General features: G+C 53.3%; 14 protein-coding genes. 7 read left to right on the top strand and 7 right to left on the bottom strand.

The features are described 5' to 3' along the window. The first annotated feature begins 54 nt into the window (after nt 1-54). Genes JCM25354_RS21880 through JCM25354_RS01190 form a run of 3 tightly spaced genes read left to right on the top strand, consistent with a single transcriptional unit; the run spans nt 55 to nt 2,445 of the window. Nucleotides 55-549: an ATP-binding cassette domain-containing protein gene (locus JCM25354_RS21880; protein WP_243443816.1), complete on the top strand. Its 495-nt coding sequence runs from the start codon at nt 55-57 to the stop codon at nt 547-549. Continuing rightward, nucleotides 450-1,502, top strand: coding sequence for a sugar ABC transporter ATP-binding protein (locus tag JCM25354_RS15735; RefSeq protein ID WP_243443815.1), 1,053 nt, complete (start codon nt 450-452; stop codon nt 1,500-1,502). The genes JCM25354_RS21880 and JCM25354_RS15735 overlap by 100 nt, the downstream gene beginning before the upstream one ends. Further along, on the top strand, nt 1,495-2,445 hold the full coding sequence (locus tag JCM25354_RS01190; RefSeq protein ID WP_148301335.1) for an ABC transporter permease: 951 nt from the start codon (nt 1,495-1,497) through the stop codon (nt 2,443-2,445). The genes JCM25354_RS15735 and JCM25354_RS01190 overlap by 8 nt, the downstream gene beginning before the upstream one ends. Nucleotides 2,446-2,551: 106 nt before the next feature. Here the strand turns inward: JCM25354_RS01190 and JCM25354_RS01185 are convergent, their stop codons facing one another. From JCM25354_RS01185 to JCM25354_RS01155, 7 genes are all read right to left on the bottom strand, one after another. Further along, entirely contained in the window at nt 2,552-3,727 is a 1,176-nt protein-coding gene (locus JCM25354_RS01185) for an aldose epimerase family protein (protein WP_148301334.1), read from the bottom strand. A gap of 17 nt (nt 3,728-3,744) precedes the next feature. Continuing rightward, a complete protein-coding gene (locus JCM25354_RS01180) occupies nt 3,745-4,338 on the bottom strand; it encodes a substrate-binding domain-containing protein (protein ID WP_025884656.1) in 594 nt (197 codons plus the stop codon). Then, nucleotides 4,317-4,763, bottom strand: a complete 447-nt coding sequence (locus tag JCM25354_RS01175; RefSeq protein ID WP_025884655.1) for a LacI family DNA-binding transcriptional regulator — start codon at nt 4,761-4,763, stop codon at nt 4,317-4,319. Before JCM25354_RS01175 ends, JCM25354_RS01180 begins: the two co-directional genes overlap by 22 nt. 26 nt (nt 4,764-4,789) lie before the next feature. After that, a complete protein-coding gene (locus tag JCM25354_RS01170; RefSeq protein ID WP_025884654.1) occupies nt 4,790-6,103 on the bottom strand; it encodes a c-type cytochrome in 1,314 nt (437 codons plus the stop codon). A gap of 3 nt (nt 6,104-6,106) precedes the next feature. After that, entirely contained in the window at nt 6,107-7,879 is a 1,773-nt protein-coding gene (locus JCM25354_RS01165) for a GMC family oxidoreductase (RefSeq protein WP_025884653.1), read from the bottom strand. A gap of 32 nt (nt 7,880-7,911) precedes the next feature. Then, on the bottom strand, nt 7,912-8,583 hold the full coding sequence (locus JCM25354_RS15730) for a gluconate 2-dehydrogenase subunit 3 family protein (protein WP_199899871.1): 672 nt from the start codon (nt 8,581-8,583) through the stop codon (nt 7,912-7,914). Between the two features lie 108 nt (nt 8,584-8,691). Next, a complete protein-coding gene (locus JCM25354_RS01155) occupies nt 8,692-10,125 on the bottom strand; it encodes a carbohydrate porin (protein WP_159103426.1) in 1,434 nt (477 codons plus the stop codon). Nucleotides 10,126-10,744: 619 nt separating this feature from the next. On the opposite strand from JCM25354_RS01155, the gene JCM25354_RS01145 reads away from it, so the two are divergent. The 4 genes from JCM25354_RS01145 to JCM25354_RS01130 all read left to right on the top strand — a co-directional run bounded on the left by JCM25354_RS01145 (nt 10,745) and on the right by JCM25354_RS01130 (nt 14,516). Further along, nucleotides 10,745-11,641: a sugar phosphate isomerase/epimerase family protein gene (locus JCM25354_RS01145; RefSeq protein ID WP_025884651.1), complete on the top strand. Its 897-nt coding sequence runs from the start codon at nt 10,745-10,747 to the stop codon at nt 11,639-11,641. Between the two features lie 77 nt (nt 11,642-11,718). Continuing rightward, nucleotides 11,719-13,137, top strand: a complete 1,419-nt coding sequence (locus JCM25354_RS15725) for a sugar porter family MFS transporter (RefSeq protein ID WP_051537150.1) — start codon at nt 11,719-11,721, stop codon at nt 13,135-13,137. A gap of 34 nt (nt 13,138-13,171) precedes the next feature. Continuing rightward, on the top strand, nt 13,172-13,648 hold the full coding sequence (locus JCM25354_RS01135) for a heme-degrading domain-containing protein (protein WP_025884650.1): 477 nt from the start codon (nt 13,172-13,174) through the stop codon (nt 13,646-13,648). 43 nt (nt 13,649-13,691) lie between these two features. Next, complete coding sequence (locus JCM25354_RS01130) at nt 13,692-14,516, top strand: sugar phosphate isomerase/epimerase family protein (RefSeq protein ID WP_025884649.1); 825 nt, start codon at nt 13,692-13,694, stop codon at nt 14,514-14,516. The last annotated feature ends 432 nt before the right edge of the window (nt 14,517-14,948 follow it).

The following is a 14,948-nucleotide window of genomic DNA, read 5'->3' as shown; positions in this document are numbered from 1 at the left end:
CATTACCAAAAGCTTTCCCGGTGTAAAGGCGCTCAAAGGCGTTTCTCTTGACTGGTGCGTGGAGAGATCCACGCCCTGCTGGGTGAGAATGGTGCCGGGAAATCGACAATCATCAAGATTATCGGTGGTATCCAGAGCCAGGATGAGGGCGTGATGCTTCTGGCAGGAGAGGAGTGCCGGTTTTCGAGCTATCGCGATGCAATCGCCAGGGGGATCGGCATCGTTTTTCAGGAATTCAGCCTGGTCCCTGATCTGGATGCTGTCGATAATATCTTTCTTGGACGTGAAAGTCGTAACGCTTTCGGTTTGAGCCGCCGAGCGTTCATGGTCAGACAGGCAGCGGCCTTGTTCGAGCGCATTGGTGTTCACATTGATCTGTCCGTACCGGTTGGACGTCTGAGCGTGGCCGAACAGCAATTCGTCGAGATTGCCAAGCACTCTCGCTTGATGTGCGTATTCTCATTCTTGACGAGCCAACGGCACCTCTTACCCCCAACGAGGCGGATTTGCTGTTTCGTGTCATGCGACAGCTGCGTGATGATGGAATAGGTATTATTTTTGTTTCGCATCATCTCGAGGAAATCTTCGAGATATGCGATCGCATTACCATTCTGCGTGATGGCGCCAATGTCGGTCTGACCAGTGTGGCCGAATGCAGTATGGATCATCTGGTTGAGATGATGGTGGGTCGCCGCATCGAGAACAGTTTTCCGCCCAAAGCGGCGCATGCCAGCCGGGTCGTGCGTCTTGAGGCGCGTCATCTGCGCAGCCGTGGCGATGCACCAACCAGTGATTTCGATCTGCATGCCGGAGAAATTCTCGGATTTGCAGGACTGGTCGGATCAGGCCGGACCGAGACCGCTCTGGCTCTCATCGGCGCGCTGCCCTGTCCGGGAAAAAGCGTTACGATGGATGGGCAGGCAATCACCCTGTCCGATCCTGCAGCGGCTCTCAGAGCCGGGATCGGGCTTCTGCCTGAAAACCGCAAGACCGAGGGGCTTATACTGTCCTTCAGCATACGCGAGAACGTATCGATCAATAATCTTGATCAATACACAGGCAAATCGGGCCTGATAGACCGGAGCAAGGAGCATGAGAAAACCCTCTCGCTCATGCAGGCTCTTCAGGTCAAGGCTCCTGGTGATGAAACCGCCACGGTTACCCTGAGTGGAGGAAACCAGCAGAAGGTGGTGATTGCGCGCTGGCTCAATCGTCGCTGTCCGATCCTGATTTTCGACGAGCCGACACGCGGTATCGATGTCGGTGCAAAAGCAGAAATCTATCGTTTGATGCGGAATCTGACCGAAGAGGGCTATGCGATCATCATGATCTCGTCCGAGCTCCCTGAAATCGTCGGAATGTGCGACCGCGTCGCCGTTTTCTATCGTGGCGCCATCTCGACCATTCTCGAAGGAGATGCGCTGAACGCTGAGGAGATCATGCGCCATGCAACAGCAAGCCTTGCAAAACCCGTCGCTCATGGAGAGTCGATCCATGCGTGAGTCTCTTTTTACGCTTTCACGACGCTCTACGGCATTTTTGCCGACGATTGGCCTCATCGTCGTTGTGATCGGCATGATGTTCCTGAACAGTCGTTTTCTGTCTCTGGGAAATCTGGAAAATATAGGTCGTCAGGTCTCGATCAATGCGATTATCTCGGTTGGCATGACCTTTGCCATTCTTACCGGAGGTATCGATCTTTCTGTCGGGGCAACCATGGCCCTTACTGGTACGCTGACGGCAGGGCTTCTGGCCAGTGGCGTTTCCGGGGGGCTGGCAATTGCAGCCGGTATCGGGGCAGGGATGGTATTCGGACTTGGTAATGGCTTGTGCATTGCACGACTGCGTATGCCGCCCATTATTGTCACTCTGGCGTCGATGAGCATCGCGCGCGGGTTGGGGCTGATTTACACCAATGGTTATCCGGTGACCGGACTGCCTGACTGGTTCGGGTTTCTCGGGCGGGGCAGAATGCTCGGGGTGCAGACTCCCATCGTGATCATGGCTCTGACTTTTCTGATTGCCTATGTCATGCTGCAGAAAATGCCTGTCGGTCGCTATATCTTTGCAATCGGTGGGAATGAGGATGCAGTGCGCCTTTCGGGTATAGATGCCCGACGTTACAAGGTGATTGTCTATCTCATAAGCGGGGTGACCGCAGCCATTGCCGGTATCTTGCTCAGCTCGCGTCTGATGAGCGGTCAGCCCAATGCGGGTATGGGATTCGAACTGGATGCCATTGCAGCGGTGGTTCTGGGCGGAACGGCGATTTCAGGGGGAAGAGGTTCGATCATCGGCACTCTTATCGGAGCGCTGCTGTTGGGTGTTCTCAACAACGGACTGAACCTAATGAATATTTCGCCCTATGTGCAGAATGTCATCAAAGGCGCCATTATTCTTCTGGCTATTTTTATCAGCCGCCAGACACGTCCCGGTAGCCGGTAGGATTTGCTTTTTACCCTGTGGGGAGAGAGACGACACCTCTCCGCACAGGAACTGGCTGGTAGCATGATTTTCCGGTAGGCAGATTTTCCCACCGTCCGGGAGGAGATCATTTTCTCGAAGAGAATTTGAAAACCGTCGTCGCATCATAAGCTTCTCCGGGCCTCAATACGACGTTCGGAAAAGAAGGGTGGTTAGGGGAGTCCGGGAAAGCCTCGGTTTCAAGAGCAATCGCATCTGTCTGGCGATAGGCCTTGCCCCCTATGCCGTAATAATGTCCGTCAAGACCGTTGGATGTATAGAACTGCAGGCCGGGTTGTGTTGTCAGGATATCGAGAACGCGTCCGGTTTCAGGCGCGTAAACTGTCGCTGCCAGGCGAGGATCGCTACCGCTTTTACCATTGAGTACGAAATTCTTGTCGTAACCATGGTCCTGTCTTATCTGCGGATAAGCGTCACGTAGATGGGCGCCGATAGGCTGCGGTTTACGGAAGTCATAAGGGGTTCCTTCTACAGGTGTCAGGCTTCCTGTAGGAATGCCGGTCGGATCTGTTGGTGTGAAACGGTCTGCGTTGATCTGCACAATCTGGTTTTCGACAGATCCTGCATCTTCACCATCAAGATTCCAGAAACTGTGACTGGTGAGGCTGACAACAGTAGGGCGATCGGTTGTCGCATGGAAGTGCAGGGTCAGACTGTTATCATTGCCGAGTACATAATCGACACTGACCTTGAGTTTGCCTGGAAAACCCTGATCACCATCCGGACTGGTCAGCTCCAGCCTGAGCCGGGCGGTATCCTTGTCTTCTGACCAGGAGGCTGCGGTCCATGTTTTTTTGTCAAATCCTTCCTTTCCTCCATGGAGGGCATGAGGGGCAAGACTGATGGGCACATGATATGTCTGGCCATCCAGTGTGAACTGTCCATGGGCGATACGATTGGCATAGCGACCAATCATCGCTCCGAAATAAAGCTGACCTTCACGTACGTCATGCAGATAATGATCGAGGTCTCCGAAGCCGAGTACGATGTTTTTCGATATGCCGTTGCGATCGGGAGCCTCTATGGATTGTATTGTCCCGCCATAGGTAAGGATACGTACAGTCATTTTGTGTGTATTGCTCAGAACAAACCGGCGAACTGTCTGGCCATCTGGTGTATGTCCCCAGTTCTCCGAGGTGACGGTTCCGGCTATCGCAGAAGTCGCAAGTATGTTTGTGAATACAGAAAAAAGTCCTGACAGCGCAACACGCCTTACAGATCTGAAAGTAATCATTCTTGTCATGGCAGCAACTCCAGTGATCAGGAGATCATCTCCGGTGTGAAAATGCGGAGCAGGGTAGGGGATTGTACTGGCGAGGGGGGTAATCGCCGGAAATGGGAGGCGATCAAACGGGATGCACGGGTGACCTGTTCGAGCGGATCCTGATCGATCAGGGCGTCGATACAGCCTTCTTTCAGCAATTCAGTGCGATCAGGCGTCAATTCATGCGTGATGAAGACCGTATCATGTGTGCGGCCGCGCTTGCGTATGGCCTCGACCAGAGGGGCGCCTCCGGCGCCGGCATTATAAATGCCGCGTATATCCGGATGGCTGGCGAGAAGATGATAGAGAATATCTGCGGCGCGTTCTGCGCGATCAAAAGTGCTTTCAGGCACATCAACAAGTCTTATATGGCGAAAGCGCGCTCTCAGTGCCGCATGAAATCCTTCACGCCTCTGTACATGGGCAGCCATGGAATCGAAGCCTGAGAGGCAGAGAGCAGCACAGGGCTGAGGACCGAGATAGCGGCCCATCAAGGTGCCAATCACCCGGCCAGCCTGCATGTTATCAATTCCGACATAGGCCAGACGGGACGTATTGGGAATATCGGTCAGTAACAGCACGACAGGCATGAGGCTGAGAGCCTGCGTATCTCACGTCTGACAAGCGTCTCGTTTGGCACCGAGGCAATAACGGCATCATAGCTTTTGCGGGCAACCTGGAGGAAAGCAGCAATATTCTGTGTTTCGGCAATCGCGAAATGGTGGATGTAATAATGGATATTCAGAGAACGATGCTGAATCCCTATATCCAGAAAGCTGCGCTTGAGACCATCATGGAGCGGGTCTTCCGTATGCTGGAGGATTACCGCGACACGGATCTGTCTTGCATAGGCCGGCTTGAAGACACTTGCCGCTTCGAGACTATGCAAAGCATCGAGTACCCTGATTTCACGATTGAGACGCACGCCTCCACGACCATTGATAACCCGATCAACAGTGGAAATGGAAACTCCGGCCTGTGAGGCAATATCCTCGATCCTGATTTTTGCGGCCATTATACGTCTCCCTCGTTATCCCGCCTTTAAGGATGCATTGCGGGATGAGCTGACAGATCAGGTTTTGATTCACCACTCAGGCTCCAGTCATCAGGGACAGGACCAACCTGGCGGAATTGTAGAGTCCTGCGCATGGCTTTGACTTCCTCCGGGGTAACAGCAGAGGCATTGTTCCCCCAACTGTTCCGGATATAGGTGGCGGCAGCAGCAATCTGTTCGTCCGAAAGGGACCAGGAAAAAGAAGGCATGGCCGCACCTGTCGGGTTCTCATGAGTCATGGCTCCGCGCCCCCCTGCGAGGATCGTATGCAGAATTGAGTCCTTGACCGGTGCCAGTATGGCGCGATTTGCAGGGAAACCTGTGATCATCGTACTGACGCCGCGGCCATCGGAACGATGGCAAGCGGCACAGGCCATCTCGTAGACGGCTTTACCCTGATGCATTCGTGGGTCAGATGCCGGTAATGATGCAGGCAGAGAAGCCTCCTGGCCCTTTATGTCACTGAAATAGGTGGCAATGGCCTCAAGATCCCCGTCCCGTAAATATTGTGTGCTGTTCTCGATGGCTTCACCCATTGGTCCGGATGCGACATAGGGGCCGACACTGCCGGTTTTCAGATAGGTTTTGAGATCGTCCTTGTGCCAGCTGCCAATGCCCAGGGTGTGGCTGTTGGTAATATCAGGCGCATACCACCCCTGGAGTGATGCACCCCTATAGGCCTGGCTGCTTTTGTCGCCACCCAGAAGATTTTTCGGTGTGTGGCAGGAGTTGCAATGCTCAAGTCCTTCGGCCAGATAGGCACCCCGGTTCCAGGCTTTGGATTTCGAAGTATCGTCGACATAGCGTCCACTCCGGAAATTCCAGAGATTCCAGACGATAAGGGCCGCCCGTATATTGAAGGGAAAAGGAAGCTGATTACTGACGACCCTGTTTTTCACCGGGGTAATTGTTTTCATGTAGAGCCAGAGATCATGAACATCTGCATCAGTGAGCTTTGTGTAGGATGGATAAGGCATGGCAGGGTAAAGATGCTGCCCCTGTCTGCCGATACCCTCACGCACGGCTCTGGAAAATTCGGCCTCGGTCCAACCGCCAATGCCGGTTTCAATATCCTGGGTAATGTTTGAGGTGAGCAGTTTGCCAAACGGGGTCTGAAGAGCATAGCCGCCTGCGAATGCCCTGTTATCTGCAGGGTTTGTATGACAGGCTACACAATCGGCAGCCCGGGCAAGATATTGGCCTCTTGCAACAGCCTGTGCGTCCTGAGCTCCTGCCTTGATAGGAAACATCAGAAACAGGACACCGCTCAGCGATGCAATAAGAAAGTTGCGATCGATCATGGATCAGGCTTTCACCAGCGGTGCCGGGTTTTTCAGGTATTGATCGATAATGGCGCGTGCAGTCCAGAGCGCCAGGGCGCCGATGGTGCCAGTCGGATTGTAACCCGCATTGTTCGGGAAGGATGAGGCACCCAGAACAAAGACGTTATGTACATCCCAGACCTGTTGATAGCGATTGAGTACGCTGGTCCTGGGATCCGTTCCCATGACAGCACCACCGATGGTGTGATCTGAGGCAAAGTTATAGGGCGTGAAGGATGAAGCCGCAGAATTGGTGCCAATAACTGTTTTGGCTCCCATTTTCCGGCCGATCTCGACACTTTTGTCTTCTATGAACTGTGCTGAACGTCGATCATTTGTGTTGTATTCAAAGGTCATGCGTAGCAGCGGCTGGCCATACTGATCCGTATATTCGGGATCCAGGTCGAGATAGGCCTCGTCATGGGAATAGCTTGTTCCCTGGCCGAAAATTCCTGTCGCGTTCTGGAATGCGTCTTTGTAGGCTTTTTTCCATGCTGCTCCCCAGCGTGGCGTATTGGGCTCCAGAAAATCTGCATTTCCGATCGGTCGTGATCCACGTGAGACGACCAGAATGCCCGCTCCCCCGATGAAACCCAGACCGGAATGATCGAAGTTATCGCCATTGAAGTCATCGATCTGCGCCGAAAGGGCGCCAGCTCCGGCAAAATGGTTGAACTTCTTGTCCTGGAAAAAAAGGTTGGCGCCGGACACGGTCTGGAAACAATAGGCGCGGCCGACTACGCCTTCCCGCTTTGCCGGGTCATAAGGTTTACCAATGCCAGAGAGCAGGAGGAGGCGTACATTCTGCATCTGGAATGCCGAGAAAATAACGATATCAGCGGGCTGCTCCCACTGATCACCTTTCTTGTCACAGAAGATCACGCCGGTAGCCGTCTTGCCATCGGGAGCGAGAGTTGCTTTCAGAACAGCTGAGTCGGTGAGAACTGTAAAATTGCTTCTTTGTACCAGAGCCGGAAAGATACAGGCATTCGGGCTGGATTTCGACCAGTTGCCACAGCCGTAATACAGGCAGTAACCGCAATAGGTACAGGGCGCCATACGTATGCCCAGGGGGTTGGTATAAGCTTCTGACGTGTTGCCTGCAGGTACCATGAAAGGATGATAACCGAGTGCATTACTGGCTTCGGAGAACAGATCTGTCAGATGTGTGGTCTTGAGAGGGGGCAGGGGATATTCGCTGCTTCTGGATCCCTCGAACGGATTGCCCCCTTGCATGATCTGTCCATTGAGAACGCCAGCCTTGCCAGAGATGCCAGCAATTTTTTCAAAACGATCGTAATAGGGCTCCAGCTCGTCATACGTGACACCCCAATCCTGTACAATCAGCCCTTCGGCCAGTTGTTTTGCGCCATAGCGCGATACGGTCATGGAATAGGGCTGGAAATCGAAAGGGGTGAACCGCCAGGCCATTGCCGCCCAATGGGTGCCAGATCCTCCAGCGTTATATCCCCATTCATTGATACTCCAGTCCCGTATTGGCAACGCTTTCTGAAAGCGTGTGTTACGCACAGTCGTTGTTTCGATAGCCGGCGGCAGGAGCATGGAGCGGCGTGTATCCCAGCGGAGCTCGTCCGTGTCGACACCAGGAGCGAAATCAATCGCAGGCTCGACCCAGGGGCCGCGCTCGATTGCGACGACATCCAGCCCTGCACGAGTCAGTTCTTCGGCTGCCAGAGATCCACACCAGCCCAGCCCTACGATGACGACATCTGCTTTCGGGCGTTTTCTTGTCATTACTATCGTCTTTCAATCCTGTTCGGAGCGTCTCAGATCGTGCGATCGCGCAGGCTGAGTGGTGCAAGCCCAAGGTCCTGATTTTTGATGTCCATGTAATCGCGGTAATCATAGCGGGCACCGGGAAAGCCAAGCATTTTCCAGCTCGCCATATCGCGATTGCCGCCATAGATCGGATCGGCCAGGTAGCCCTCCCGCATATTTTGCAGAATCTGTTCGAAAAATATCCGGCTGTCGATCGAGGGAAAGGCGATACGGCCATTTTCGAGACGCGAGAGAATATCATCCTGTTTCTCAGGCGGTAGTGCCTCAAAAGCTTTGCCCGTGTCGCGCTGACAGAACAAGGCGAGCTCATGCAGCCCTTTGCGGTAACGCTCGGCAGGGGTCATGGCGGATTGTATGCCCTGCTGTGTTGTTCCTTTAACGAAACGTCCTCGCATGTACATGGATGCAGCACGACCGTAAGGTCCGGCGAGCTGCCGATCGATAAAGGTCACGCAACCGGCTTCGGCGCCACCGATGCTCAGCTCGTCGGAGGGAATGATCCGATCGGCAATGGCCGTAAGCAGGCGTCGCTCAACCGGGGTCAGGTAGGTCGGTCCGTTAGGGTCCACCCCATGAACCGGCGCATTCAGACTTCCCGGCTCCCAAGGGAGCTTTTCTTTGACAACACCGGCTTTTGCGGTCCCGGCATATCCTGTCAACAGGCTACCCCGGCAAGAAGAGAGCGGCGATCAAGCCGCATGGAAGAAGCATGAGCCATGGAAAACCTGCTTTTTGATTTAAGAATGTGTCGGAAGAAGTCCATCGGACTAGAAGAAAACCCGCAGATCAAATCCGAGTATTGGAGCGCTTTTGACACGACCGGTGCCGCCCGGCCTCCAGAAATACTGGAATTCGGGGGAGAAATATAAGCCTCGGGAAATATGAACCCTGTAGAGTATTTCCATGACAGCCTGGCGCGAGGAAACAAGAGGCGTCTGAAATCCGCCACCTAGACCTGGCATAGTGATCATGGCCGGTGCGACATTGTAATAAGGCTGATAGCGTGCCTGGACGTTGGCGCCATAACGCATGCTCGTGAAAAGAAAACCGAACCCGTCATAAGGTCGCGACCGTATCATGCCAAAATCGACCATGCCGACATACCACTGGTCCGAAAGAGGGGCGATTGAGGCGGTCGTGTGGGTATATCCGGCAAGGGCGATCAGCCCTGCTGTCGCATAGGTGCCGTGACGCCACAGCATCTGGTCCATTGCCACCCATTCCATGAGTTGACCCTTGCGAGAACCAGGTGGAGCGGGATCAGTCACAAGACGGTTATAGGCGTGTGGACTGGAATCCCACATCATGCCGATCTTGTAATGGCCGCTCAGACGGTTGCGCCCCAGCTCGGGCTCCCATCCGATCTCGTTGTAAAGCGAGACACCTGTCGCAGAATTCCAGTTGGTTCCAGCTGTGCCGCCATGTTGCGCCTCGGAGGTGAATATACCGGGGACGACATAAGTATCTTTTGTCGGACGGAATTTGAGATTGGTGCCCCAGGCCGTGCTCGGCCAGGAAGCATAGCCATTGATCGTCGTGGTCAGGCGCGGCTGACTGCATACGGCGCCGCCACCAAATGTGCACAGTAGCATTGAGGCGTCGTAATCAGGTCCTGTGGCGTAGCGTCCGATGATCCAGCGAAAACGTTCATCGTCCCAGCTTTTCTGGAAATAGAAATAGACGAGATGGAACAGGACATTGCCGCCACCGCCATAAATCTGGGCAGGATTATAGACGTCATCGGCAAACACATCCGTGGAGAGGCGTCTTCCGGCGCGTTCGGCACCGCTGAAAACAAGAGACGCATGTTTCCATCCGAAAATCCTGTCGAGATCAGTGTTGGCGAGAAAACTGATCTGATGCGCATAATCCTGTTTCTGATCTAGCCCGCCCGCCAGATTGGCAAAAAACTGGGGCCAGTATTCCATATCAATTGTTACCCCTCTTTTTATCAGCGCGCGTCTCAGATCACCGTAGCCATGTTCGAAGAAATGCTGCGTATCTTCCGGGGGCAGGGGGTCATGGATTTCGGCAGGGCCCAGCCCCAGAATGCGGGTCAGTGTGAGATCCTTGAGAGGCTGGATCTGCAGATTGGTCTGCAGCTCATTCCGATGCGCGGTGTAACTTTGTCCGAATGCATCAGCACAAGACAGAAAACCCAATGCGCAGAATAAGGACTTCTTGAGTCCAGTATATCTCACGCCGCTCACTCCGATATGTCCAATATTCCAAGAGTATTGGCTTGTTAAGATTTGGTAGGGACTTACCTGTCTTTTCGGTAATTTACGGGTGGCTTCTTGAAGGGAAACCTTCAGAAACCGGCATATAACGGCTTCGTGATCATTTTCGAATATGCTGTTTGTCTTCTTTGATACGACGCATGATTCCGTCTGCCTGCAGGGTCCTGAAAGAGGAATCGTCACGGATAGAGAAGATTTCGCGAGAGCAGCTACCGCTGAATCTGGCATTTTTTGAAGTGAAACGGTCAGGAAGGTACATTCTGGCCGAACTCACCGTTTCGTGGGCAATGGGAGGGTGGAAAGGTGATCTATATCTTTTTAGACGTTACATTGTGTTTAAGTATAACAGACAAGGTCCCGGGTGCAGAATGGTCAATAGGTGTCGTTGATTAACCGGTTTGCATGATCCCGTCATGAGATCATGTTCTGTCGAAAAGAAGTAGTTGATAATGACTATTAATTACTTGTGGTCGTCAGTCGTATCATTCCGGATTTTGACCGACTTTAGAAACGCCTGACCCATTCTGTGAAGCTTATCCCATCACCAGGGGCCTTTCTGTCAGTGAGCAGGAAGCAGATCATGAAACTGGTTCTCGACCCCTATATGCAACGCCATCTTTCCTTGCCCGAGATTGCCAGAACGGTATCGGGCTATGGTTTTGATGGCATCGAACTGTCACCCCGCGCCGATTTTCTGGACTGGTGGGTCATGCCGCGCGCGACATCACAACGCATACGCGACTTCAAGGCGGCCCTGCGTGACAACGGCACCGAGCTTTCCACCCTGCAGCCCATGTATCGCTGGTCGAGCCCGATCGAGGAGGAACGTCAGGTCGCGATACGCTACTGGAAACGGGCCATCGAGATCGCATCGGAAATGGAATGCCCCCTGATGGTCTCGGAGTTCGGACGTGGCACCTCGCCCGAGCGCTCATCGGGTCTGCCACCCGGTGTCGCCACTCCCGAAACCTGCGAGGCGGCCTTCTGGCGATCGATGGATGACCTGGTGCCCGTTCTGGAGCGTTCGGGCATCACCCTCTCTCTCGAGCCCCATCCGGAAGACTGGGTGGAAACCTTCCATCCTGCTGTTGATATCATCCGCAATATCGGCTCTGACGCGGTCAGAATGTCCTATATCGTGCCCCATACCTTTTTCTATGGCGAGGACATGGCGTCGATGCTGCGTGAGGCGGCCGATATTCTCGTGCATATTCGTGTGGCCGATACGTTCGATCACCGCAAATCATCGGAGCTGCGCTACATCGTCAACCCGCCGGGCTCGAAAGTGCGCGTGCATCAGCATCTCGATATCGGTCAGGGCGAAATCGACTGGACAGCGTTTTTTGATACGCTCGCCGAAATCCGCTTTGATGGCGTTCTCTCTTCTTGCGTCTTTGCCTGGGAAGAACGTGCAGAGGACTCCTCACGCTTCATGCTCGAAACCATGCGACGCGAACTCAGAAAACGCAGCCTCTGACCGGCTTCGCGTTTCCTGGAATTTCGGTCGTTTTATCTCTATTGGCCTGTCTTGGCAGGCTGGCAGGAGCGGAGTCCATGTTCCGTTTCAAATCCCTGGTTCTGGTTCAGTCCGAGCGACATGATGTCGGTTACGTACTCAGAATATGTGCTGTTGCGGCATTGGGTGGCATCCTCTTTGGTTATGATACTTCGGTCATTTCCGGTGCCATTGCTTCGCTGACTGATTATTTTCATCTCTCGCCTGCACAGACAGGATGGGCTGTCTCCAATGTTGTAATAGGCTGCATTATCGGTGCTTTTTCTTCCGGCTGGCTTGCGCATCATCTGGGCAGGCGATGGGCTCTGTTTGTCTGTGCCATCTTGTTTACGATCTCTGCCATTGGTGCAGCACTTGCCACGTCATTCGTCTGGTTTGTCATTTATCGCATCATAGGCGGGCTCGGTGTCGGCGTCGCATCTGCTGTATCGCCCATGTATATGTCAGAGGTCTCTCCCAAGGATATGCGTGGTCGCGCTCTGAATATGGAGCAGTTTGCTGTTGTGGGCGGCCAGGTCGTGGTTTTCATCGTGAATTATCTCATTGCCAAGGGAGCCGCGGCTGAATGGCTGCGGGATTACGGCTGGCGCTGGATGATTGCCTCTGAAATCGTGCCTTGTGCTGTTTTCTGTGTTGCCGTCTTTACTATTCCGGAATCTCCGAGATGGCATATTCTGGCAGGAAGGGATCAGGAAGCCCTGAAGACACTTACCCGGATCTCCAACGAGAAGCATGCCCATGCTTTGCTCAGGGAAATCCGGCAATCCATTCAGGGCGATACTGAACAGGCAAGTCAGCAACAGAAAAAGCTGGCGGGACACGGCGCCAGATGGATCATTTTTGTCGGCGCCATGATTGCCATGTTGCAACAGCTGACTGGCGTGAATGTCATGATGTACTATGCGCCGATGGTCCTTCGATCGACCAGCGGCACTATGGAAGCAGCCTTGTTCCAGACAATATGGATCGGCTTTGCGTCACTGGCAGGCTGTGCGATTGGTGCCTGGTTTATTGATCTCAAGGGAAGACGGCCCCTCATGGCGATAGGGTCGGCCGGTATGATTATCGGGCTTCTGGTAGTCTCGGGCGCGCTCTACACCCAGTCGAGCGGACTTCTTGCCCTGTTCGGTATGCTTTTGTTCATGGTGATGTATGGCATGTCCTGGGGGCCGATTGCCTGGGTACTGATCGCCGAAATATTTCCTAACAGGCTGCGTTCCATGGGAATGAGTATTTCGGTCGCCTGTATGTGGATCATGAATTTTTTTGTGAGCCAGTTTTTCCCCATGATCCAGTCCAATATCTGGCTGAATGCTCATTTCCACGGGGCATTTTCAATGTGGATTTTCGTCGCCTGTTCCATGGTTGCGACATGGTTCGTACTTCGATTTGTTCCGGAAGCAAAAGGGGTTTCACTGGAGAAAGTCGAAGCTCTCATACTGGGCGGGCAGAGATAGCAATACTCTTTCCTGCTTCCTGAAGGAAATAATCATGAATGATTCCCAGCTTCTTGCCGATTATATCCAGCAAGAAGAAATATGCCGCTTTGCAAAATTCAGCCATGATGATGGTTGGGCACTGGGTATGATACTCAGACGTCTTGCTATCGAGAACAAGGCGCCTGTTGCCATGGAAGTATTTGCTTTCGGGCAGCAGGTTTTTCTGGCGGCTCTTCCTGGTTCGTGTCCGGAAAATCTGGAGTGGATCTGGCGCAAGCGCAATACAGTGCTGCGCAGCTGGAAAGCAAGTCTGCATGTCGGTGCGGTCAATCGCCTGTCAGGCCAGCGTATGGAACAGCAGGGTTTCATACAGCAATCCGATTATTGCGATCATGGTGGCAGTTTTCCCGTCAGGCTGGTCGATGGCGTGGTGATCGGTGCTGTTACGGTCAGTGGTCTGCCCGAACAGGATGATCATGCTCTGGTAGTGCGCGCGATCCAGGCCCTCCTGCGTGATGCAGCCTGCTGATACCTGCCGGTTTATCCCCAACAAATTAGTGAAAGACAAAACGATGTTTCTTGGTCTTCATGGTGTTTCCACCAATCATTCCAACCTCCTGACCGATATACGTGTTGCTCGTGAGACCGGATATGACAGTCTCGAGATTCTGGCCAGCAAGCTGATACGTTATCTGGATAATGGCGGTACCCTGTCACGTCTCGCTCATGCCATCAAGGCCAGCCATCTATCGACGGGATGTGTAAATGCCCTGCTCTCAATCGAGCGGCATAAGGGAGAGGAGAAGCAGCAGATGCTTGATGAGGCAAGACGTCTGACGCTTGCCGCCGAGGCACTGGACTGTCCGACAGTGCAAATTCTGGCACTGAATGGAATAGATCATGAATCTGATGATACGATCATGGATATCATGACGGAAAACGTCGAGGCGATTGGTCGTATCGGTCTGGAGCATAATGTGCGTTACCAGATTGAGGTGATTGCCTTTACCAAATTCAGAAAGCTCGAACAGGGGCTTGAGATCATCCGCAGGGCAGGGCTAACCAATATCGGTATGGTAATTGACTTCTGGCATCTTTATGCGGCCGGTAATACGCCGGCAGATGTTGCTGTACTCGATCCCGGGCTGATCTACGGTGTTCATTTCTGTGATGGACGTCTTCCACGTCCGGGTGAGGCGTGGGATCAATCGGTTCTGAGAGCTTATATGCCGGGTGAGGGTGAAATGGATGTTCAGGCCTGGACTGATGCCGTCAGGAAGACCGGATATGATGGCATGTGGACGGCCGAACTTTTCAGCCCGGCCTGCTGGGAAACTGATATCTTTGATGCAGCGACGATATGCCGCGAAAATATGGAGCGTTTCATCTTTACCTAGAATCCCCTGAGAAATCGGTCAGGTCTCTGCCCCGACGTGACAGCGTGGCGACATGCCACCAGTCCCCGGACCAGGCCATGTCACGGATACGATATGTCAGCAGCTATCTTGCTGCTGGCATATCGACCAGTCGTCAGTCTGCAATTGTGTACAGGCAAAACACTAAAGCCTCAGATAAACAGGCAAGAGTGTCTTCAATGCTATCATCTTTGTTCTTCAGATAGTTATCGGCGTAACTGGAACCTTGCTCCTGAAGGTATTTCGTACCAGGGAGCCTCGGGTTCAAAGACAGTTCGAGTTCCTGTTCATCGGGTTTCTATGAGAAGGAGTCACTTTAACGTGACACATGGCCGGTCAAGCAAAAAGCTGCGCTGTCTCGTTCTATTCGCGATGGTTCCAGTTTCTGCCTATTCCCTTTCTTCGGAGAAAGAC

This window comes from Asaia prunellae JCM 25354 (genome assembly GCF_000613885.1).
Lineage (GTDB): Bacteria > Pseudomonadota > Alphaproteobacteria > Acetobacterales > Acetobacteraceae > Asaia > Asaia prunellae.
Note: the sequence above shows the minus strand (reverse complement) of the source record. Positions and strands in the feature narration are given on the sequence as shown.